Source organism: Candidatus Neomarinimicrobiota bacterium (assembly GCA_017656425.1).
Taxonomy (GTDB): domain Bacteria; phylum Fidelibacterota; class UBA2242; order UBA2242; family B5-G15; genus JACDNV01.
Genome location: JACDNV010000002.1, coordinates 156,863 through 181,491 on the forward strand (window position 1 = coordinate 156,863; position 24,629 = coordinate 181,491).

Annotated in this window: 13 protein-coding genes, 2 tRNA genes and 1 pseudogene; 10 read left to right on the forward strand and 6 right to left on the reverse strand. The window is 35.5% G+C overall.

Annotated features, from left to right (window positions below; translation table 11 throughout):
* Positions 1-13: 13 nt before the first annotated feature.
* Both H0Z29_01955 and gltB read right to left on the reverse strand, forming a co-directional pair.
* Positions 14-1,501, reverse strand: coding sequence for a glutamate synthase subunit beta (locus H0Z29_01955; GenBank protein ID MBO8130264.1), 1,488 nt, complete (start codon positions 1,499-1,501; stop codon positions 14-16).
* Entirely contained in the window at positions 1,494-6,041 is a 4,548-nt protein-coding gene (gene gltB, locus H0Z29_01960) for a glutamate synthase large subunit (protein ID MBO8130265.1), read from the reverse strand. Before gltB ends, H0Z29_01955 begins: the two co-directional genes overlap by 8 nt.
* A gap of 809 nt (positions 6,042-6,850) precedes the next feature.
* Here gltB and H0Z29_01965 point away from each other — a divergent pair.
* Positions 6,851-7,720, forward strand: a pseudogene (locus H0Z29_01965) (VIT1/CCC1 transporter family protein).
* Positions 7,721-7,723: 3 nt separating this feature from the next.
* On the opposite strand, the gene H0Z29_01970 reads toward H0Z29_01965, so the two are convergent.
* Positions 7,724-9,667 carry a sialate O-acetylesterase gene (locus H0Z29_01970; GenBank protein ID MBO8130266.1) on the reverse strand — a complete coding sequence of 648 codons (1,944 nt, stop codon included), beginning with the start codon at positions 9,665-9,667 and terminating at the stop codon, positions 7,724-7,726.
* Positions 9,668-10,293: 626 nt separating this feature from the next.
* Here H0Z29_01970 and H0Z29_01975 point away from each other — a divergent pair.
* From H0Z29_01975 to H0Z29_01990, 4 genes are all read left to right on the forward strand, one after another.
* Complete coding sequence (locus tag H0Z29_01975) at positions 10,294-12,255, forward strand: cellulase family glycosylhydrolase (GenBank protein ID MBO8130267.1); 1,962 nt, start codon at positions 10,294-10,296, stop codon at positions 12,253-12,255.
* Between the two features lie 125 nt (positions 12,256-12,380).
* The gene (locus tag H0Z29_01980) at positions 12,381-13,562 is read left to right on the forward strand and encodes an ATP-dependent 6-phosphofructokinase (GenBank protein MBO8130268.1); all 1,182 of its coding nucleotides are present in this window, start codon (positions 12,381-12,383) and stop codon (positions 13,560-13,562) included.
* Positions 13,563-13,696: 134 nt separating this feature from the next.
* Entirely contained in the window at positions 13,697-17,212 is a 3,516-nt protein-coding gene (nifJ, locus tag H0Z29_01985; GenBank protein ID MBO8130269.1) for a pyruvate:ferredoxin (flavodoxin) oxidoreductase, read from the forward strand.
* 71 nt (positions 17,213-17,283) lie between these two features.
* A complete protein-coding gene (locus tag H0Z29_01990) occupies positions 17,284-18,024 on the forward strand; it encodes a DUF72 domain-containing protein (protein MBO8130270.1) in 741 nt (246 codons plus the stop codon).
* A gap of 320 nt (positions 18,025-18,344) precedes the next feature.
* On the opposite strand, the gene H0Z29_01995 is transcribed toward H0Z29_01990, so the two are convergent.
* Positions 18,345-18,418 (reverse strand) — tRNA-Met (locus H0Z29_01995).
* Between the two features lie 175 nt (positions 18,419-18,593).
* Between H0Z29_01995 and H0Z29_02000 the strand changes: the two genes are divergently transcribed.
* Positions 18,594-18,668 (forward strand) — tRNA-Pro (locus tag H0Z29_02000).
* A gap of 222 nt (positions 18,669-18,890) precedes the next feature.
* Here H0Z29_02000 and H0Z29_02005 read toward each other — a convergent pair.
* On the reverse strand, positions 18,891-19,076 hold the full coding sequence (locus H0Z29_02005; protein ID MBO8130271.1) for a hypothetical protein: 186 nt from the start codon (positions 19,074-19,076) through the stop codon (positions 18,891-18,893).
* Positions 19,077-19,327: 251 nt separating this feature from the next.
* Here H0Z29_02005 and H0Z29_02010 point away from each other — a divergent pair, with 251 nt between their 5' ends.
* The 4 genes from H0Z29_02010 to H0Z29_02025 all read left to right on the forward strand — a co-directional run bounded on the left by H0Z29_02010 (position 19,328) and on the right by H0Z29_02025 (position 24,093).
* Entirely contained in the window at positions 19,328-20,614 is a 1,287-nt protein-coding gene (locus tag H0Z29_02010; GenBank protein MBO8130272.1) for an aminotransferase class I/II-fold pyridoxal phosphate-dependent enzyme, read from the forward strand.
* Between the two features lie 40 nt (positions 20,615-20,654).
* Positions 20,655-22,448 carry a M14 family metallopeptidase gene (locus H0Z29_02015; GenBank protein ID MBO8130273.1) on the forward strand — a complete coding sequence of 598 codons (1,794 nt, stop codon included), beginning with the start codon at positions 20,655-20,657 and terminating at the stop codon, positions 22,446-22,448.
* A gap of 170 nt (positions 22,449-22,618) precedes the next feature.
* Positions 22,619-23,080 carry a YbhB/YbcL family Raf kinase inhibitor-like protein gene (locus tag H0Z29_02020; GenBank protein MBO8130274.1) on the forward strand — a complete coding sequence of 154 codons (462 nt, stop codon included), beginning with the start codon at positions 22,619-22,621 and terminating at the stop codon, positions 23,078-23,080.
* Between the two features lie 98 nt (positions 23,081-23,178).
* Entirely contained in the window at positions 23,179-24,093 is a 915-nt protein-coding gene (locus H0Z29_02025; GenBank protein MBO8130275.1) for a hypothetical protein, read from the forward strand.
* A 10-nt stretch (positions 24,094-24,103) separates the two neighbouring features.
* On the opposite strand, the gene H0Z29_02030 is transcribed toward H0Z29_02025, so the two are convergent.
* Positions 24,104-24,601 carry a response regulator gene (locus tag H0Z29_02030; GenBank protein MBO8130276.1) on the reverse strand — a complete coding sequence of 166 codons (498 nt, stop codon included), beginning with the start codon at positions 24,599-24,601 and terminating at the stop codon, positions 24,104-24,106.
* Positions 24,602-24,629: the final 28 nt, after the last annotated feature.

Sequence of the window (24,629 nt, forward strand, 5' to 3'; positions counted from 1 at the left end):
AATTTATGAAAATTTATAATTCAAATGGAATTTTTGTGAAATAATCGGCAAGTGGATTTTGGAGTTTAGAGTTGCCGAAAATATATTTATCAACCTCGTGAGCTATTTTTCGACCTTCAGCGATTGCCCAGACTATTAGACTCTGTCCTCTAACCATATCACCGGCGGCAAATACTCCAGGTATACTTGTCATTCCATTATCGTCAGTTTTTACAGTGCCCCATTTCGTTAGCTCTAATCTAAGCTCATCAATTATATTTTTTGTGGCAGGTCCCGTGAAGCCAAGTGCGAGTATAACCATGTCGGCAGGAAATTCCATCACGGAGTTTGGTACTTCCACAAGGGCCAATTTACCTTTTTCTTGAACTGGTACAACACGGGTAGCTTCAAGTGCTATGACTTCTCCCTTACTGTTGCCAATGAATCTTTTTGTGTTTATTCTAAAGAATTGGATTCCACCCTCTTCTATTGAAATGGGATGTGAAAGTGTCCTTACGTATAATGGCCATGGTTTCTCCTCGGGTCTTGTTTCTGGTGGAGGTGGAAATAGTTCAAATTGAATTACACTTTTAGCTCCTTGCCTTACAGCTGTACTTAAACAATCAGCTCCTGTGTCTCCACCCCCGATGATGATAATATTCTTGTTTTTAGCTGATAGTGCATCGCTTTCTTTTATTTTCCCTGCTACAACCTGATTGGCATAACTCAGGTAGTCGGTGGCATAATAGATACCTTTCAGGTTTTTTCCTTGTATGTCCAAGTCTCTTGGTTTATTAGATCCACACGCAAGGATTACAGCATCAAATTTTTCCAGAATCTCATCGGGTTTAATATCACTTCCAATCTCAATACCACATTTGAATATTACTCCTTCTTCTTCCATTTGACTAATTCTTCTATCAAGAATATGTTTTTCAAGTTTGAAATCTGGAATCCCATATCTTAAGAACCCACCTGGTTTGTCGGTTCTCTCAAAAATAGTTACGTCGTAACCAATTCTTCTAAGTTGTTGAGCAGCGGTAAGTCCAGCAGGTCCAGAACCTATTATTGCAATACTTTTTTCATTTTCTTTACAAGGTTTTTTAGGTTTTATATAACCTCTAGCCCATGCTTTTTCTACAACTGATAGCTCAATCTGTCTGATTGTCACTGATTCATTGTCAAGTCCCAGGACACATGATTTCTCGCATAGTGCAGGACATAAAAGCCCTGTAAATTCGGGAAAATTATTTGTCTGATGTAGCAGATCGATAGCCTCTTTTATCTTCCCTTCTCTAAAAAACTGATTTATTTTTGGAGTGTGGTTTCCCAATGGACAGGCATAGTGGCAAAATGGGACCCCACATGCCATGCATCTTTCGGACTGAAGCCTGACTTTTTCCTCAGGTAGGCGACGGTATATTTCCTTCCAGTCTTTGATCCTTTCCTGTACAGGTCTTAGTGGTAAATCCTCTCGTTTATACAATAAAAAACTAATTTTTTCTTCATTATCCTTAGGCATTAATAATCTCCTTCACATTTTTTAGATCAAACTCTGACACTTGATCGGTTTCTTCTACTATCTTTTTATACTCAAATGGGATAACTCTAAGAAATTTCTCTTTTTCCTGAGGCCAATTTATTAATAGGTGGAGAGCAACTGTACTCTTTGTGTATGCATAATGCTTTGTTAATAAATCTTTAATAATACTTTCGTCTTTTTTGTATTTTAATGGTTCAATTTCCACCATATCGAGGTTACATCTTTTTTTGAAGTCACCCATGAAATCCCATATATAGGCTATTCCACCGCTCATTCCTGCAGCGAAGTTTCTTCCAACTCTTCCTATCACAACGACTATTCCGCCCGTCATATATTCGCATCCATGATCACCGACACCCTCCACAACCGCATAAACACCCGAATTTCTCACACAGAATCTTTCTCCAGCTCTGCCTCTAATAAAAGCTTTACCTGATGTAGCGCCATAAAAGGCAACATTGCCAATGATAAAGTTTTCTTCAGGCCTAAAGTCAGAGTTTTCCGGTGGATATACAATTATTTTTCCACCTGATAAACCTTTGCCTATACAGTCATTTGCATCACCTTCAATGATAAAGGTTATACCTCTTGGAAGAAACGCACCAAAACTTTGCCCCGCTGAACCTGTAAATTTTACTTTTATAGTGTCATCAGGTAATCCTTCTCCTTTGTATAGCGAAACTATTTTTTGACCAAGCATTGCTCCAACAGATAAATCGGTATTTCTTATTTTTTTCTCAATATATGTAGGTTTTCTTTCTTCAATAGCTTGTTTTGTTTCTTTTATCAGTATGTTATCGAGTGCTTTTTCAAGTTGGTGATCCTGATCGCTAATTTTTCTGACAGGATTGTTTTTGTACTTTTCGGGTATTGTGATAATTCTGTCAAGTCTTAAAAGGTTGGCTTTAGGATGGTTTTTTATTTCTCTTATTTTAAGCAAATCACTTCTTCCAACCATTTCATCAAAGGTTCTAAAGCCAAGCTTTGCCATGTATTCTCTTACCTCCTGAGCAACGAACCTCATGAAGTTGACAAGGTACTCAGCTTTGCCCTTATACCTTTTTCGGAGTTCTGGATGCTGAGTTGCTATCCCTACAGGACAGAGATTCAGATGACATTTTCTCATCATTACACATCCCAGTACTATTAGGGCTGCTGTACCGAAACCGAATTCTTCAGCTCCGAGTAGAGCTCCAATTACCACATCCCTACCAGTTTTAATTTGGCCATCCACCTGTAATACTACTTTGTCTCTAAGGTTATTAATAACCAGGGTCTGCTGTGTCTCTGCAAGCCCAAGTTCCCAGGGTATACCAGCGTATTTTATGGAAGTAATTGGACTTGCGCCTGTTCCGCCATCGTGCCCGCTGATAAGTATAACATCTGCCCTTGCTTTGGCAACACCGGCAGCAACTGTTCCTACTCCGGCTTCAGCTGCAAGTTTCACTGAAATTCTTGCATTAGGATTTGCGGATTTTAGATCATGTATTAATTGAGCAAGGTCCTCTATGGAATATATGTCATGGTGTGGAGGAGGACTGATCAGTGTGACCCCTGGGGTTGTATAGCGTACCTTGGCTATCCATGGATATACTTTCTTACCTGGTAGTTCACCACCTTCACCGGGTTTTGCTCCCTGAGCCATTTTAATTTGAATTTCATCGGCGTTGGCAAGATATTCAGCAGTTACACCGAAACGTCCTGAAGCGACCTGTTTTATCCTGCATCTGCGGTTTTTGCCATCTTCAAACAATTTGTATCTTTCAGGATCTTCGCCCCCTTCTCCCGTATTGCTCCATCCACCAATCATATTCATTGCAATTGCCATCGTTTCGTGGGCTTCTTTGCTTATTGAACCAAAAGACATTGCCGATGTCCCGAATCTTTTCAATATGTTCTCGACTGGTTCGACTTCATCAAGGGGTATAGGCTTGCACTTATCGTAATCAAAATCAAAAAGATTTCTTATCAATGGGTATTCAATATTTTCTTCATTTACAAATTTTGAAAATTGTTTGAATAAATTATAATCGCCTCTACGAGTCGATAGTTGTAGCCTAAAAATTGTTTCAGGATTCCAGACGTGATATTCGCCTGTTCTAAACCATTGAAATTGACCACCTATAGGTAGAATGGAAATTCCCTCTCTCAGCTCATCATATGCTTCATTATGGAATTTTACAACGTCCTCATAGATTTCCTTGACGCCGATACCTCCGATTCTTGAGATTGTGTGTTTGAAGTACTTATTAATCAACTCATCACCCAATCCAATTGCCTCGAATATTTGAGCACCGTGATAGCTGGCAACAGTACTAATACCCATTTTAGACATAACTTTTACAACACCCTTGATTGCCGCTTTTATGTAATTTCCAATTGCTTTTTCGAGTGTAAGCTCTGGTGATAATTCTTTCTTATTGTATAAATCTTCTATTGTTTTATATGCAATATACGGGCAGATTGCGCTTGCTCCATATCCTATTAGTAAAGAAAAGTGATGGACCTCTCGAGCATCACCGGATTCGACAATTATAGCGACTTTTGTTCTTAATTTTTTTTCAACAAGGTTATTGTGCAATCCCGCACAAGCAAGAAGAGATGGAATTGGTGTGCGATCTTTATTTATACCTCTATCAGATAGAATTAAAAGATTTACTCCATTTTCGATATCCTTCCTCACTTCTTTGAATATTTCCTGTAATCTTTTTTCCATTCCTTTATATCCAGATTTCTTTTCAAAAGTGATGGAATATACTTTCGATTTAAAATTTCGAGTCCCATTTAATGATTTTAATTCGTCAAGTTCCTCTATTTTAAGAATTGGTCTATCCAGTAAAATCTGTTTACAAGCTTTTTCATCAGGTTCAAGGATATTCGATTCTGGGCCTATAGTCATCTGAACAGTGGTAACCATTTCTTCTCTTATAGGATCGAGTGGTGGGTTAGTTACCTGAGCAAACATCTGCTTGAAGTAGTTGTAAAGCAGTTGGGGTTTCCTTCTCAATACCGCTAATGGAGTATCGTTTCCCATAGAACCAAGATTCCATATCCCTTTATCAACCATAGGTTTGATAATATAAGAGAGGTCTTCCTCTGTATATCCAAAAATTAACTGTTTTTTTAGTAAATCTTTTTCTTCATCTATATCATCATGTGACTTTGAAGCTGGCAATTTACTTATATGGATCAAATTCTTTTTAACCCATTCGCCATATGGTTTCTCTTCTGCCAGTGATAGTTTCGTCTCTTCATCACCTATAATTCTTTCCTGTTCAAAGTCGATAAAGAACATTTTCCCCGGTTCGAGTTTACCTTTATATTTTATCTGCTCCGGGGGTAATTCTATAACTCCAGATTCTGAGGAAACGATAACGTAATTATCCTTTGTAATTATGTATCGCCCTGGTCTTAGACCATTCCTGTCGAGATTTGCTCCAATTACTCGTCCATCAGTAAACGTTACAAAGGCGGGACCATCCCAAGGTTCCATTATACATGAGTGGAATCGATAGAAATTCTTTATTCTTTCATCAAGGAATGAATTATTTTCCCATGCTTCAGGAATTAACATTAACATCGCGTGTTGAGGAGACTTCCCAGTTCTAACCAGAAGTTCAAAAACCATATCCAGAATTGCTGAATCGCTATAACTTTCATAAATAATAGGTTTTAGGATTTCAATTTCTTCATCAGTAAAATATCTGGATTTCATTGTGTGTTCTCGGGCTCTCATCCAGTTTATATTGCCTCGTAGAGTGTTTATCTCGCCATTGTGGGAAAGCATTCTAAAGGGCTGAGATAGTTTCCAGCTTGGAAATGTATTTGTGCTAAACCGAGAATGAAACATGCAAAATCTACTCTCTATATTTTCGCTATTCAGGTCCTCATAAAACTTATCAATCTGGTACGCTATTAGCATACCCTTATACACTATGGTTCGGTATGAGAGGCTAGCAACGTATGTTGAATTGTCTTTTAATCTATTAAGCTCCCTTTCGTATTTTTTTCTAATTAAATATAGTCTCCTTTCGAATTCTGCCTCGTCTTTTATATGTTCTGGTTTTTTTATGATTGCCTGTTCAATATGGGGGCAACTTTCTCTTGCTGTTTTCCCTAGGATTGATTTATTGATTATTACTTCTCTCCAATCAAGTATAATACAACTTTCTTCCTCAGCTATTTTTCTAAATAATTCTTTTGATATGTTTGCCTTTTCTTTACTTGTTGGCAAAAAAAACATACCTATAGCATAGTTCCCAATTGCTGGTAATTCAATGCCTTTCTCTGAAGCGTAAATCCTGAAAAAAGTATCTGGAATCTGGAAAAGTAGCCCAGCTCCGTCCCCGGTTCCTTCTTCATAACCGTATGCGCCTCTATGGTTTAAATTTTTTAAAGATGTTATTGCATCCCTTATAACATGCTTTTTTCTATATCCATGAATATCGGCTATGAATCCTACGCCACACCCATCGTGTTCAAATAAACTGTTATATAGTCCAAACTTTTTTCCCATCATAACCTCTTATAAAAATTTACAATTAGCTTTCCCTCTGCCAGAGGTCTTATAAGTTTGTTAACTGTTTCAGGCCTCTGGCAGGAAACTCTAAATTACTATTATAATTGCTATAATTATGATTGATAAAAGGAAAGAATATTCAGCTTGACAATAGATAGTATTTTTTATATTACAGTTATTTATATATTTCCGTGCTTTCTTTGAAATATTCATAATATAAATGTACTTACTAAAATCAACATAATTGCAAATGTCCAATAATTTTAATTAAAAAATCGTAATAGTCAAGGTTAGTTTTCAGAAATAGTGTCTGATTCAGGCGAATGGTATGCAATGTGGTGAGACATTTTACAATAATCTGTGCTGAAAAAGTCAAGTATTATATTGATCTTACTTACTCCATTCTCTAAGGCTAGTTTACTACCTTTTCACTATGCAAATTTTAATTGTTTTACATAAATCTTATTAATTGTTAATATCTTACTACTACATTTTATCATATCCATTAAAGCCTATTATGAAAGATATTTCTCTTTCAATTCTTTTCTATCAATCTCTCATCTGATATCCTCTAAATATTTCTTATACCCATCAATTCCATTAACTTTCTTAGCTGTATACATTATGGATCAATGGAACAATTTTATACCCCTGACCTTCTATAAGGAATTTAGGGTATGAATTTTGAAATCCTCCCGGAGCTTAAATGGAAATTTGGTTGTCCGCTCATTTTAGGTATTATGGCTTGTGTGTGAATTGGAATGTTAGTATTTTTAAAGAGGAAGAAGTGATTGTAAAGGAAATAAAATATGAGAGGTAAATCCATTCAGCACATTATGGTATCATATCAGCGTAATGAAATCACGGAATATCATATCTATAAAAGAATAGCTAAAAGTAATAGATCTGTAGATAACCGAAAAATTCTATTACAGATTGCAGAATAGGAACGAAAACATTACGAGATATGGAAGGGTTTAACTGGTAAGAATATACCTCCTGATTGGATTAAAGTCTGGTTCTATGTTATGATGGCAAAAACTCTTGGTATTACTTTTTCTTTGAAACTTATGGAGAAGGGTGAGAAATCAGCCCAGGAAAATTACACCGACTTGAAAGATGAGGTTGAAAATATTGAAAGTGTAATAGAAGATGAAGTCAGGCACGAGGAAATGCTACTGGAACTCCTTGATGAGGAGCGACTTCGTTATGTGGGGTCAATTGTTCTGGGGTTAAACGATGCTCTTGTGGAGTTAACTGGGGGATTGGCTGGATTAACTTTAGCTTTAAGAAAACCACCATTAATAGCATTATCAGGTATTATTATCGGTATAGCAGCAGCACTATCTATGGCGGCATCTGAGTATCTCTCTACAAAAGCTGAAAAGAGTGAAAAACATCCTTTAAAATCATCCATATATACAGGGATTGCTTATATATTTACCGTGGTAGCCCTTGTGTTTCCATATTTAATTTTTCACAATCCTCTCATTTCCCTTGCATGTATGCTTATCATTGGAATTGTGATTATTGCAATTTTCAATTATTATATTTCCGTGGCAATGAATAAAAGTTTTAGTCGAGCATTTTTAGAGATGCTGATACTAAGCTTAACCGTTGCAGCTATAAGTTTTGGTATTGGCTATTCTATGAGGATTCTCTTTGGTATAGATGTATAATTTTTACCAATTATCAGTTCTAAATGGTGATGCTGGTAACTCCTCTTTGTTATACAGATTTGCTCCCTCTGGATTATCTGCCCAGGCGTATCTTACAGCTACAGGTTTTTTAACCTTTTCACTCCAGACAACAACTTTATTCTTGCCTATAATTTCAGCCTTTGCGCCTACAAACTTTTTATCTTGCCCTGCAATTGAGAATCCTTGTAGCTCTGTTCCCTTGGCAACAAGTCCACTACCTGCATGTTCGAAATAAAGTATTATTTCACCCCCTTTTTTCTTCATTTTTTTATAGATAGGGCCTGAATAAACAATATCTTTCTCACCATAAGCGATTTTTCTCGCCCAGAGTGCAAGACGTTTGCCGACATCCTTTTTGTTCAAAGGATGAATATCATTCCATTCGCCAATGTCAATTGTAACTGCCATACCTGTATAGGGAAGTTTTAGCGCCATAAGTTGAGCTTCACGTAAGAGTGCCCACCAGCTTTCAGTTGGCTCAGATGAAGGTTGACCATAATTGGGTAGTTGAACAAATAAAAATGGTAGCTTATTATTTCGCCAGTGTTTACGCCAGTCTTTTATCAGTGCAGGGAAAAGTTTTCTGTATTCAATTGCTCTTGAAATATTTGATTCTCCCTGATACCAGATTACGCCTTTAATCTTATACTTCAGAAGAGGTGCAATCATTGCGTTAAAAAGTCCCATTGGTTTCCATTGGATAAATGTTTTTCCCTTCAGCGGTGGCATTTCAGCACCGACTTTATAAAGCCACTTGCCTTTTAAATCGATTGTGTCTCCTTTCACGATTAGCATATATGGTTTATCCGGTACAAAGCCACCTTTTCCTGCGTTATTTATTACTCGTATAACAATTTCGTTTTTGCCCTCTTTTAGTACTCCATCAGGAACTTTATATCTTCTTGGAGGATACTGATATGAGACTGTTCCCACAAATATTCCATTTACAAAGACAGAATCTGCATCAATAATTCTACCTAACAACAACCTTGCAGGTTTTCCTGCTTTGTCGGATGAGATATTAAATGTTTTTCTAAACCATAGCACTCCGTTTAAATTTCCAGCACCCCGATCAGCCCAGTATCCGGGAAGATTAAAAGGTAACCAATCAGTTGTATCGATGTCCAATGAGTACCATGGTTTTTCAGAATTTTTATATCCAAGGTCTTTTTTGTGTAGCTCCCTGTACCAGCTGGAAATTCTTTGTCTGTCTTCTTTCTGTATTTTCTTTATTAAAGTGCTATCTCTGTACTTGTAAGCTTCTTGGAGATAATGAGGAAATTCTTTCAAAGCTTCCTCACTCATCCATGCTTCAGCTGGAGAGCCACCAAGTGATGCATTAATAAGACCAATAGGTATTTTATAAATTTCATAAAGTTCCTTTACGAAGAAGTAAGCAACTGCCGAGAATTTTAAAATTGTTTTGGGTGTAACAATTACCCACTTTCCGGAAGGTAGATCTTTTTGAGGAGCATTAAAATTGTAAACATCAGGAACCTCAAATTGTCGGATATTCGGATTACTTGCGTTTGCTACTTCATCCTCATACAGCGGTTTTGCTCTCTGCATTGTTAATTCCATATTTGATTGACCTGAGCAAAGCCAGACATCACCGATAAAGATGTCCTTTATTGTAATTGTATTTTCTCCTTTTATTATCATCTTATAGGGACCACCTGCTTTTAATTTTGGTAGTTTTATATCCCAGTTACCCTTCTTATCCGATATAGTAGCGTAGGTTTTACCCATGAACTCAATTTCAACATGTTCCTTTGGGGATGCCCACCCCCAAATTGTAAGTTCTGTTTCCCTTTGCAGTACCATCCCGTCACTGATAAGCTTTGGTAGCTTTATTTTGGCAGCAACCGATACCGTTAACATGATTATAATGATAAATAATAAGGAAGTCCTTGCGCTTTCTTTCATTTTTAATCCTCCAGATTGAATAGCAAATTAAACAACTTTAAAAATATTCATATTGAAAGACAAAATCCAAGCAATTTATTAAAAGTATTTCTCAAACAGCTTTTAGTTATCCTTAATTATTCTAGTAATTGACTAGAATTTTTTTAATAAATTGATAATTAATACATTTGGTAGAGATATGGCTTATATCGAGATTTCTTTCCAGGACGATTCACAATCATATAAAGTGCTTAATCAGAGTACAAACTAATAGTTTTGAGCAGTATTAATTATTCATTACCTTTAGAATATGGATTTGAAGCTACATTGTTTAAATTCACCTTGAGAATTACAAAAACAATTTTATCCCTCTTATAAATTATTTATATTGGAAAAAAATGATAATTGAAATAAAAGTAGGAGATATTTTTCAGGTATCTGCTAATGTCTTATCCTAAGGATTTATTCACTATTCATTTTAATAATATTAACAGTAAATAGTGAAGTTAAAATAGCTTAAATGATATAATTTTGGTCTCGCATGAAAATAATATGGACTAAATGATAAAAAATAAAATTTATTGTAAAATTTATTCATTATTTTTTAATTATGTTAAGTTAGATTAGTGTAAAACAGAAGGGTGATTATGAGATCGTCATTATTTAAAACAATTTTTGTGGAATTCTTAATGATCACTTTTTTATTCTCACTCTTGCGGGGTCAGTTTAATCGTGGCGTAAATCTTACCATGTGGTTTCAAGCGGGAAGTCCCAGAGAAATTCAGTTTAATAAATTTACAAAGGAAGATATCGAGAATATTAAATCCCTTGATTGTGATGTAATAAGACTGCCTATTAATCTCCATGCAATGACAACTGGAGCTCCTGACTATACTATTGACCCACTTTTCTGGTTTTTCTTAGATAGTGTTATTGTTTGGGCAGAGGAGCTTAATATTAATTTGATCCTTGATAATCACAGCTTTGATCCATCGGAAAACACGTCAGTAAAAATTGGGGAGGTTTTAAAACCAGTTTGGAGACAGATAGCAGAGAGGTATAAGGACAGATCAGAACTGATCTATTACGAAATTTTAAATGAGCCACATGGTATTGATAAGGATACATGGAATAATATTCAGGGTGAGGTTATTGAGGAGATAAGAAAAATTGATACCAGCCACACGATAGTGGTGACGGGTACTGATTGGGGAGGTATTGATGGATTAAAAAATGTGCAGATTTATGAAGATAAAAATTTAATCTATAGTTTTCATTTTTATGAGCCTTTTCTTTTTACCCATCAGGGAGCTAATTGGGTAGATCCATCTATGGATCAAATCGTGAGGATACCCTTTCCATATAACGCTGATGAAATGCCCAAATTGCCATCAAAATATGAGGGTACTTGGATAGAAGAAAAATATAATTCATACCCCAGCCAGGGCAATGAAAACTGGATTAAAAATAGGCTAATGGAAGTTGTGAATTTTAGAGATTCAAAGAATATAAAGGTTTTTTGTGGCGAGTTCGGTGTTTATATGAAAAATAGTGAGAATGAAGACAGGGTAAAGTGGTATAAAGTGGTTAGAGAATTTTTTGAAGACCATAAAATTCCCTGGACAATGTGGGATTACAAAGGTGGGTTTGGATTATTTGAGAAGGGAAGTAATGAACTGTTCGAATATGATTTAAATGTGCCACTGCTTAAAGCACTCAAACTTAATGTACCTGAACAAAAAGAGTTTAAAATTGTGCCTGATAGTGTTGGTTTTAATATCTATGACGATTATCCTGGCAAGATGATTGAAATGGCCGGCTGGAATGAAGGCTATCTTGACTTATATAACAGTGATGCTGCTATCGGAAATTTTTGCATTTACTGGACTAATGCAAAACGATATAATTCTATTGCTTTTAATTTCTTGATTGATAAAGATTTAACGTATTTGTTAGAAAATAATTATTTCTTAGTAATGTATATTAAAGGTAACAGTCCCAATACAGAAATTGATATAAGATTTGTAGATACTAAGGAAAGTGATGAGGATCATCCATGGAGAAAAAAGTACACTATTGATGATAATGTGGTTAGTTGGGATGGTACATGGCAAAATATAGCTATATCTCTGAGTGATTTTGTAGATGGTGGTTCATGGGATAATGGTAAGTGGTATGAACCTGTTCCTGGTGCTTTTGATTGGGGAAAAGTGGATTTGTTTGAAATAGTAGCTGAGCATCGCAATTTAGATGATGCTGAATTATGGTTTGATGGGATCGCGATTAAAAATGAGTTTTCAATTCGTGATGAACCTGCCAGCATACCAGAGAGAATTGTCCTGTATCAAAATTTCCCAAATCCTTTTAATGATAGAACCATCATTAAATTCTACCTTCCTAAATATCTAAATGTCAATGTGGAGATATACGATCTGATGGGTAGGAAAATTGCCCAGATTTTTGAGGGATATTATGGTAAAGGATTATATGAGTTAAGCTGGGATGCGAAAAGTAGTGATGGTAAGGCGATATCAACTGGTTTTTATATTTGTCGAATAAAATGTGAAGATAAAATTTATGATTCGATAAATATGATATATATGAAATAACAGTGCTTTTCGATAAAATTTCAAAAGTCTTATATTATTAAAGACAACAAGTTTACCGATTGTAATTTTTTACTAAATTGAGTAAAATTAGTGGTTTCTTAAGAAATGAGAAAGGGAGGTACAGAATGAGAATAGGTATATTGACAGGTGGTGGTGATGTCCCGGGGTTGAACCCAGCGATTCGTGCGATTACATTAAGAGCTATTAGGGAAGGATATGAGGTTATTGGAATTAGAAGAGGTTGGGCTGGATTAGTTGAGATGGTCAGGGATAAGGATTATGATAATTCAAATAATTTTCAGAGGCTGACGGAAGATGTTGTTAACAGAGTTGGTAGAACAGGTGGGACTTTCTTACACACATCGAGAACTAATCCCAGCAAGGTGCCCGCAGATGCAGTTCCTGAACATTTAAAAGATAGATTTAATGGAGAGGTTAATGACTTAACAGAAGAGGTATTGAAAAATCTCGAATGGCTGGGTCTGGACTATCTAATTCCAATTGGTGGCGATGATACACTGAGTTATGGTGTAAGATTGCATAAAGAGGGTTTTAAAGTTGTGGCTATGCCAAAGACAATGGATAATGACGTCCCGGGTACTGATTATTGTATTGGTTTTAGCACATGTGTTACAAGAACACTTTCTCTAACTCATAGCTTGAGAACATCGGCAGGAAGCCATGAAAGGATATTGGTAATAGAAGTATTCGGTAGGTATGCAGGATTTACTGCTTTATTACCTACTATGGCAGGTGCAGCGAACAGGTGTGTAATACCTGAGTATAAGTTTAATATCGAGAAGTTGACGGAGCTTTTAATTGAGGATAGGTTAACCAATCCCAGCAGATATTCTGTAGTGCTGGTCTCTGAAGGTGCTATGTTCGAAGGTGGGGAGATGGTTTTTATGAGTGAAGAGGCTGATATGTTCGGACATAAAAAACTTGGTGGTATTGGTGATGTTATAGCTGATAGAATAAAGAAATTGTCCGCTAGGTATAATAATGGGAAAAAGATAAATGTTATCAGTCAGAAACTGGGATATCTAGTTAGATGTGGAGATCCTGATGCCATAGATTCTATTGTACCGATGGCATATGGGAACATTGCATTTGACTTGATTACCAGAGGGGTTTCGGGTAGACTTGTAGGTGTAAGACAGGGTAAATATACTGACGTTCCGCTGGATATTGTTACAAGTAAAAAGAAAGCGGTTGATGTTGAAAAATATTATAATACCGAAAGGTTAAGACCTAAATATATCGGTTTTGAAGGTAATCCAATGTTGATAATATCTGATGAGGATTGATATAATGGTTAAGATTATAATAAAAGTAAAAAATATAGTATGTTTAGCATTTAATTGAATCTTTAAGAAGGAAAGGGCGAGTATTATACTCGCCCTTTGTTTATTGTATTATAAAAAGAAATGGAGAGTTAGTCATGAAAAAAAATATGCAGAGTATGGATGGAAATACCGCTGCGGCTCATGTTGCATATGCTTTAACAGAGGTCGCGGCGATTTATCCCATTACGCCGTCTTCCCCAATGGGGGAACTTGTTGATGAATGGTCTGCAAAAGGATTGAAGAATATATTTGAGCAAACTGTAAAAGTTGTTGAAATGCAGAGCGAAGCCGGAGCTGCTGGAGCTGTTCATGGTTCATTGGCAGCGGGATCATTGACTACAACATTTACCGCTTCCCAGGGACTTTTGCTGATGATACCTAATATGTTCAAAATAGCAGGAGAATTGTTACCTGGTGTTTTTCATGTTTCTGCAAGGGTTGTCGCTACTCAAGCTCTTTCTATCTTTGGTGATCATTCTGATGTAATGGCTGCGAGAGCAACGGGCTTTTGTATGCTGGCTTCAGGTTCTGTTCAGGAGGTTATGGACTTAGCATTGGTTGCACATCTTTCGGCAATCAAATCAAGTTTACCTTTTCTCCATTTTTTTGACGGTTTTAGAACAAGTCACGAGATACAAAAAATAGATGTGATAGATTATGATACTATTAAAGGGCTTGTAGATGAAGAGGCGATTGAGAAATTTAGACAGAGATCGCTTAATCCAGAACATCCACAGCTACGCGGCACTGCTCAGAATCCCGACATTTTCTTTCAGGTTAGTGAAGCAGCCAATAAATATTATGATGCGGTTCCATCTATTGTTGAGAATGTAATGACACAGGTAGGGAAGGTAACAGGCAGAAAATACCATCTATTTGACTATGTCGGAGTGCCTGATGCGGAAAGAGTTATCGTAATGATGGGTTCTGGTGCAGAAACGGCTCATGAGGTTGTGGATTATCTAACCTCAAAAGGAGAAAAAGTAGGATTGATAAAGGTCAGACTATATCGCCCATTTTCTGCTGAGCATTTTCTAAAAGTTTTACCTAAAACAGCAAAAAGAATTGCAGTGCTTGATAGGACAAAGGAGTCAAACGCCTATGCCGAACCGCTATATGAAGATGTATGTACTGTTTTACAGAATGCAAAAGAGGACAGAATAGTAGTGGGTGGTAGATATGGCGTCGGTCAGAAAGAGTTTAATCCATCTATGGTAAAAGCGGTTTTCAATAATTTGAAACTACCTGAACCTAAGAATCATTTTACCATTGGAATAGAAGATGATGTTACTTTCAGATCTTTGCCTATCACTGAAAAGCTTGATACGGTTCCAGAGGGTACAGTTCAGTGTGTGCTATGGGGATTTGGTTCAGATGGTACGGTTGGTGCTTCCAAGAATGCCATTAAAATTATTGGTGATAATACTGATATGTATGCACAGGGATATTTCGCCTATGATTCAAGAAAATCAGGCGGATTAACTATATCCTATTTAAGGTTTGGTAAGAAACCGATTAAATCTACCTATACAGTTACTTCCGCTGATTATATAGCATGTCATAAGGCGAGCTATGTCAATAAATACGATATGATTGACAATTTGAAGGAAGGCGGGGTTTTTGTTCTGAATGCACCTTGGTCCGATGAAGAGTTAGAAATTCATTTATCGAATAAATTAAAGAAGAAGATAGCTGAGAAGAAGGCAAAGTTTTATATAGTAGATGCAGTCAGTATTGCGAAGGAGCTGGGACTCGGCGAAAGAATTAACATGATAATGTTAACCGCGTTTTTCAAATTGTCGAAGGTTTTACCTGAAGAAGAGGCGATAAAATATTTGAAGGATGCTATAAAAAAGACGTACGGCACTAAAGGTGAGCATATAGTTAAAATGAACTGGAATGCTGTTGACAGGGCAAGAGATGCGATACGGGAAGTAAAATATCCAGAGGATTGGATAAATCTTGAAGAAGAAGAAGAAGAAAAAACAGAGGAAAGTTTACCGGAATTTGTTAGAAAGATATTGATACCGATGAATGCTCAAAAAGGGGATACTTTACCAGTGAGTGTTTTTACTCCAGGCGGTCTCTTTCCTACCGCTACCACTAAATATGAAAAACGTGGAATTGCTATTGAAGTGCCTGAATGGATAAAAGAGAACTGCATACAATGTAATCAATGTGCTTTTGTTTGTCCTCATGCTGTCATTAGACCTGTATTGGTAACACCAGAAGAAAAGGAGAAGGCACCCGAGATTTTTGAAACTATACCTGCTATTGGAAAGGAGCTTCAGGGTTATGAATTTAGAATACAACTCTCTGTACTGGATTGCACTGGATGTGGAAATTGCGTTGATGTATGTCCAGCAAAAGAGAAAGCACTGGTTATGAAGCCAATAGAGACACAAATGAATCAGGTGGAAAACTGGAAATATCTTGAAATTATCCCTAATAGGGGAAATCTGGTAAAGAAGACGACGCTAAAAGGTAGCCAATTTCAGCAGCCTCTATTTGAGTTTTCAGGAGCTTGTGCTGGATGTGGTGAGACTCCTTATATAAAAGTAGCCACACAGCTTTTTGGCGATCGTATGATTATTGCAAATGCTACCGGTTGCTCATCTATTTATGGTGGCAGTGCACCAGTATGTCCATATGCAGTTAATGAAAAGGGATACGGTCCAGCCTGGGCGAACTCTTTATTTGAGGACAATGCTGAATTCGGATTTGGAATAGCGCTTGGGATATTGCAAAGAAGAGAAAGATTAGCACAAATAGTTGAAGAAGCGATAAAGCAAACTAATGGAGAGCTAAAGGATATATTACAACAATGGTTTGGAAATAGAAATGATGGCGAGAAATCTAAAGAGCTTGGGGAAAAGATTAAGGAAATATTGGGAAAAGAGAAATCAGGGAATAAACTACTGGGAAAAATCTGGGAAATGAGAGATTTACTGGTGAAGAAATCTATCTGGATTATAGGTGGTGATGGATGGGCATACGATATAGGTTATGGTGGACTTGACCATGTATTGGCAATGGGTTTGGACGTAAATATTCTGGTACTCGATACCGAAGTGTATTCAAACACTGGTGGTCAATCGTCAAAAGCGACTCCTCTCGGTTCTACCGCAAAATTTGCATTTTCTGGTAAAAAGACAGCAAAGAAGGACCTTGGTTTAATGGCAATGGCATACAGGAATGTATATGTTGCTTCAGTAGCAATGGGTGCTAATATGAATCAATACTTAAAGGCGATTCAGGAGGCGGAAGCATATCCAGGTCCATCTCTGATTATAGCCTATTCTCCATGTATTAATCATGGTATTTACGAAGGTATGTTGTCGCAAAGAGAAGAAAAACTTGCAGTTGAATGCGGGTACTGGCCACTGTATAGATACAATCCTAGGAGAAGGGAGGAAGGTAAGAACCCCTTTATTCTTGAATACAAAGAGCCAAATGGTAAGTTAAGGGAATTTTTGAAAAGAGAAGTGAGGTATGCAGCACTTTATAGAACTTTTCCAGAGGAAGCCGAAAGACTCCATTCACTTCTTGAAAAAGAAGTTATAGAAAGATATAATTTTTATAAAAAAATTGCTGAAGAAGGTTTATTGTAAGGTTAACAGTTATAAGAAAATAGTTAGAAGGAGGAGGGTGGATTTTTTATCCCCCTCCTTTTGTTTTATAAATGAATGGTAAAGTATATATAGGTACTTCCGGATGGTCATATAGACACTGGATAGGTAGGTTTTATCCCGTTGAAATAAAAACAAAAGAATGGTTGAATCATTACTCACGATTTTTTAATACAGTTGAAATAAACTCCTCATTTTACCATCTTATATCGGAGAAGACCTATGCTAAATGGTATGATACCGTTCCTGAGAAATTTCAGTTTGCAGTAAAAATGTCAAGATTCGTTACACATGTTAAAAGACTCGGCGATGTTTCCGAACCGTTAGATAACTTTTTAAAGGGAGTATTAAGACTTAAAGAAAAGCTTGGGATTATACTGGTGCAGCTTCCCCCTTCTATGAAATTTGATGTTAAAAGGATAGAGAATTTTATACAAATTCTTTATGATAAAAAGGTGCTTCCAACAATACGTGTATCGTTCGAAGTTAGAAATCAAACATTTTTGTGTGATAGATTTTATGATATACTTAGAAAAAATAAAATTGCATTGTGTTTTAGTGATTGGCCTGGCGTGGAAGTTGATAATCCTGTTATAGCAGATTATATTTATATTAGACGGCACGGACCGAAAAGTTTATACGCTTCTAATTATACTGATGATGATTTAAAGAAAGACTTGGAAATGATGAGAGATGTGCTAAATAAAGGAATGGATTCATATATTTATTTTAATAATGATGCTTATGCCTTTGCTGTTGACTGTTGTTTCAGAATCAAGGAAATGTTGAAATAAATCTGTCATTTATATTACTTATATTACATGTAATATATTATTACAATATTATTGAGTAATCGTTTCTGTCCTTTTAAGCTAAAATTTTCAATAATTGATATTAGTTACTAAGTCAAGATAACAAGTTGAGATTAAGATGAAATTTTTATTGAATATAACATATCGTTTACAATGGTATTGATATACATTATTCTTCTGGCTGAAGAAGTAGGTATACGTTCAAATCCATAATTACCTAAACTAACTGTTTCATTAATGCTATATGGAAATTTGAGATATTAGAGTAAATAAAATAAAAGCCTCACTATTGAGGCTTTTTGTAGCGGTGCAGGGACTCGAACCCCGGACACGCGGATTATGATTCCGCTGCTCTAACCAGCTGAGCTACACCGCCATTGTAAATAAACACCGAAATTTAATAATACTTTTTTTCTGAAACAATAGATTAGCTTTGAAATAGGTTTTAATTATTTTATGATTGATTTTTCAATAATTTCGTATGTCATTTTTTAAATAAAGTTGTATTGTAACTATTTTTATTATGGGTTAAATTCAGATCGTTAATTAGACGGGGTGTAGCGCAGCTTGGATAGCGCGCTTGGTTCGGGACCAAGAGGTCGCCGGTTCAAATCCGGCCACCCCGACAGCAATTATTTATTAAGCATACTTATTAATATAAGATTTTTATGAATTTTTCGTCATGGAGAGTATTTCCTATTTCATCTGTTAAATCTATAACAGCAGAATGCATCGCTATATGTTACCCATATTTCCACAAAAAGCTATTTGTTAGATCCCGGATATAACTTTTAATCTCTTATCTAGAGATTTTAATTGTAGAGTTAGCTTTTTTACTAATCGGCTGACTAATAGAACCTTCTTACTTTTACAAGAGATCCGATAAAGAATAGTGTCATTCCCGGTAGTAGAAAGATAGCTCCATAAATTGTCTCACCAATTACCAAATAGCCTGACCCGATGAATATGAAAAATCCACCAAAAAGTAGAGAAAATATTTTAATGAATTTTCTTTGTACTCTAGTCAGACGCATAGATCCATCAACTAGTGTATCCTTTAAAGATTATAATAATATTACCTCACTTTGTCAAGACACATCCCGTCAGAATATTGATTATTTTTCATAAAAATTTGATTTAAATCACGAATAAATAGGATAAAATTTCCCCATTTGCTAAGTTTTAATTTACAAGTCAAAAAATTACTCATTGATATAATAACAACATAAGTTTAATTTTATTAGAGATTTAGATTTACTGCTGAAAGAATTGTATAGGGGTAGAAATGGAAAAAGAAGCGGAAATACTAAATTCAGTTTTAGAAGGTACAGTTGTTAATGATTTATTATCTGATATTGGACGGTCACTATTCTTTCCGAAAGGAATTGTATATCAAACGGAACAGGCAAAGTTGCATGCAAACTTTTTAAATGCAACTGTTGGTATGGCTAAGGAAAATGGTAAACCTATTCACCTTAGATTAATAGACGAAATGATAGGGGATATCAGTCCCGATGAGATATACTCCTATGCTCCCAGCGCTGGAGTTGAGGAGTTAAGAGAATTATGGCTGGAGCAATTGTTATTGAAAAATCCGCGATTAAAAAATGGTATAACGAGCAAACCGATGGTTACAGGTGGTGTAACAAATGGTTTATCCATTATTGCTGATTTGTTCACTGATAATGGGGATGCACTGTTATTGCCTGAATTATACTGGGGTAATTATAAATTGATTTTTTCTATAAAAAATGGTTGTAGTATTCTGACCTATAACACATTTAATGATAAAGGCGAATATAACATAGATGGTCTTGATGAACTTATTAAAAAGTGTAATAAAGACAAATTGATGATTTTGTTTAATTTTCCTCATAATCCAACTGGCTATTCACCATATTCTCATGAGATTAATGGATTTAAAGAGATTATTTTGAGACATGCTGATAGCGGTAAAAAAATTTTGCTGATTTTTGATGATTCATATTTTGGATTTTTTTATGAAGATGACGTTTATAAGCATTCACTTTTCAATGAATTTTTTGATATTCATGAAAATGTCCTTTCTATAAAGCTTGATGGAGCTACAAAAGAAGATTTTGCATGGGGTTTCAGAATAGCTTTTATTACTTATGGTGGAAAAGGATTAAAGAAAGAGCATTATGAAGCACTGGAATTGAAAACAAAAGGAATGATCAGAGCTACAATTTCAAATGCCAATAGGCTTGCACAAACTTTGTTAATTCGAGCATACGAGAATAACAACTATTTCGAAGAAAAAAGAGAAAAATTTGAGTTACTTAAGTCACGTTTTAATGAGGTTAAAAGGCAACTTGAAGGAAGGAACAGTAAATATTTAACACCGCTTCCCTTTAACTCTGGTTATTTTTTATGTTTTGAAGTGAGAGATTCAGCAGAACGATTGAGGGAATATTTACTAATGAAGAAAGGCATAGGTATGATTTCTATTGCTGACAGATATTTGCGTGTTTCCTATGCGAGCGTTGATCTGGAAAATATTAAAGTTCTTATTGACGAAATATACAGAGCTTGTGAGGAGCTATTTTCCTAAATATTGAATTTTTTAAAAAATTTTCTCATTTTTGTTTTTGATGTATAACAAAAAGCTAATACCAATTTTACTATTTATAATCTCCTATTTTTCAATTTTTTCTAATAGCTGTGAGAAGCTACAGAAACCTCTCAGGGAAAGGTGGAAAACTCCCTGTGAAATATCACAGTTCAAAGAGACACCGCGTTATGATGAGACAATACTATTCTGTAAGAGATTAGGCAGGGTGTCCAAATTTGTAAAGTACAGGAGCTTTGGAAAATCGTCTCAGGGCAGAGAGTTACCGCTTTTGATTGTAGATTTCGATAAGCGCTTTTCACCAAATTTGCAGAAAAGAACGGGGAAACCAGTTATTCTTATTCAAGCTTGTATTCATGCAGGAGAACCTGATGGCAAAGACGCCGGTCTAATGTTTTTAAGAGATGTCATTATATTTGGAAAGTATAAGGAACTGGTCAAAGACGTTACTTTATTATTCATACCAATTTTTAATGTAGATGGTCATGAACGATTTGGTAAGTATAATCGTATAAATCAGAACGGACCAATTGAGACTGGCTGGCGAACTACCGCTCAGAATTTCAATCTCAATAGGGATTTTTTAAAAGCAGATGCTCCAGAAATGAAAGCATGGCTGAAGCTATTTAGGGAATGGTTACCGGATTTTCTTGTTGACATACATGTAACAGATGGTGCTGATTATCAATATGTTGTTACTTATGGTTTAGAAATCAGGGATGTATTGGATGAACCTCTAAGAGTTTGGAGTAATAATATTTTTCTACCCCAATTTATATCGAAGATGCGAAAATCGGGTTATGAAATTTTTCCATATATTCATCCAAGGAGATGGAATGATGTTGAAAGCGGTCTTATCATTGGTGTCCCATCACCAAGATATTCAAATGGATATGGGATAGTACAAAATAGAATTTTCTTACTTATTGAAAACCATATGCTTAAAGATTATAAGCAGAGAGTGTTAGCAACATACGAGACGATTAGGAATATTGTAGAAATTGTTAGTAGTGAGAGATATTCTTTAAAGGAATCCGTGTCACAATCTGATAAAATGACATCAAACATGGAAACAGGAAGTGCATTCTATCTTAATTATAGAGTCGATTTTAGCGATTCGTCCAGAGTTAAGTTTCTGGGAAAAAAGTATCGGCATGAATATAGCGATATTTCTGGATCTGAATACATTATATGGGAGGATGAACCAGATACATTTGATGTTTTTCTTTTTAGTAAAATTTTTCCTGCTGATTCCGTTATGGTACCATATGCCTATATTATTCCACCGGAATGGAGTGATATAACAACCATATTAATCCTCCATGGTGTTAATGTCAAGTATTTAAATAGAGATTTAAGGTTGCCTGTTCATACATATAAATTTTTTGATTTTTCATGGGATTCTGAATCCTACGAGGGGCATCATCGGGTTAAATTTTCTCTTATGGATACCGTTGTTGAGAGGACTTTTCCTAAAGGCAGCGTTCTAGTATTGATGAACCAGAGAGTGAATAAAGTTATATTGCACGCACTTGAACCGAAAGCACCAGATTCATTCTTGCGATGGGGATTTTTTAATGTAATTTTTGAAAGAAAAGAGTATGCAGAAATGTATGTGCTTGAAAAGCTGGCAAGGGAAATGATTACGTCAAATTCATCTATATATAATGAGTTCCTAAAAAGATTGAAAATTGATGCAGAATTTAGAGACAATCCTCGTGAAAGGCTTCATTTTTTCTATAAGAGGTCGCCTTATTGGGACAAAAATTATTGTATGTATCCAGTTGGTAGAGTATTTAAACCGTTTGGTTTATAATATGAATATAATCAAAATTAGTTTAGTAACTTTTAATTAGTTTTAAAGGGGAGGTTATCATGAGGCTTGCTCAATATATTCAGATTTTTTTGATAGTAACGTTTTTTGTATTTAATACCTCCTGTGGCGAAGGTAAAAGAGATAAAAAAAGTGAAGGGAAGGAGGATGAAATGAGCTTTGTTTTGAAAAGTTCATCATTTAAAAATGGTGAGAGGATACCCGTCAAGCATACCTGCGAGGGGGAGGATATTTCTCCTCAGCTAACATGGGAAGGTGTTCCGCAAGGTACTAAAAGTTTTGCTTTAATTTGTGATGATCCTGATGCTCCTATGGGAACTTGGGTACACTGGGTGGTTTATAATATCCCGGATTCCGTTAATAGTCTTCCTGAAGGTGTAGAAAAGGCGGATACTGTTTTTGGATATATATATCAGGGTAGAAATAGCTTTGGTCGAATTGGATATGGTGGTCCTTGCCCTCCAAGAGGACCGGCCCACAGATATTTTTTCAAACTGTATGCTCTTGACTTTGTACCAGCATTGAAAGCCGGTGCTACCAAGGAGCAGGTCCTGAATGCCATAAGTGGGCATATATTGGGTACGGCTGAATTGATGGGTATCTATAGTCGTTAATAATTTTTTTCAAAGTAAATATTTTTATGTGCTATTATTTTTAAGTGAGGTATATTACACTTGCTAATTATGATTTTTTTGGGAAGTGGGTTAATTAAATGTATAGAGTTAAAATAACAACGGTCATTATGGTTACTATATTTTTAATTAATTATTGTGGTGATAAAAATTTACAGGAATTTGATATAACAAAACTGGGCTGGTTTGATGATTTTGGATATAGTAGGGAGAATTTGTTTCCGCTATATATGAGCTCTGGCAGTAAATATCCTCAGGTTGAGATCAGTATAGGTGGAAGAAAAGTGAAGTTATTGATTGATTTTTTATTTAATGACATTATTATTAATGAGAGGCTGATTAAGAGTAGTGAGTTTGAAGCTCAGAGAATTTACACAAAAATATTTTTATCAAAAGAGATGATGTTTGAAGAAGGTTATTTACATGATGTGGAAATTTTTGGGGTAAACTATCCATTGTTGTACATTCTTCTATTAAAAAAAAGTGATATGAAACTAAATTCAGATGGTATAATTGGAAAAAGATTTTTTACCGATAAAATAGTAACTCTTGATTTTAAGAATGGTATTATAGGTATAAAAGATAATGTTAATGGTATGAATATTCAAACGTTGCAGGACTCCGGATACAGGATCGTTAGATTTGTATTTGATAGGTCTGCACATACGGAATTGGTAAATGCACTAAAGATTAAGGGGAAAATTAGGGATAAAGAAATTTATTTGACCTTTAGCACTCTCTTTGATGAAAGTTTAATAAGTCCTGAGCTCGTAAATCTATTAACAGGCAGGATATACACAAAGTATAGGTTTGTTATTGACACTCTAACTATAGATGGATTAATCCTTTCTAAAGAAGATTTAATCGTAAATGATAAGGTGATGGATTTGAGTTACACAACCGAAGATTTAATACACATTTGTCTTGGATGTGATGTATTAAAGGACAAAGTTGCTACAATTTCTCTTTCAGACTCTTTGTTAATTATAAAATAATAACTTTATATTAATCGCCTAAGTTTCCCAGTATGAAACCTAATATAAGTGCTATAAAAATGAAAATAATCCATAACCATACAGGTATAGTTTGTTTTACGCTTATAGCTTTACTTTCAACATCTTCTGCCTTCATTGGTTTATCGAGCCACTCCTTGACAGCATTTAATATTTCCTCCATATCAAGTGGTTTCTGAAATGTTCTCCTCGCACCTAATTTCCTCCCTACTTCGAGCAATTTTTCAGTGGAACCTTCGTAAGTTGCTCCAGACATTGCAAATATAATTGTTTCAGGGAACTCTTTTTTTAATTCTTTGATTGTCTCAAAACCATCTTTTATGGGCATAAGTATATCTATAATTACCAGCTTTGGTCTGTGCTTTCTTTGCTGAGTTATACATTCTCTTCCATCTGCGGCTTCAAATACGGTATAACCTTCATCTTCAAGAGTTTTTCGTAGGATTCTTCTTATGCCTGGCTCATCATCGACTATTAATATTTTTGACATTCTCTTTCTCCTACAATTTTCCCCTAGT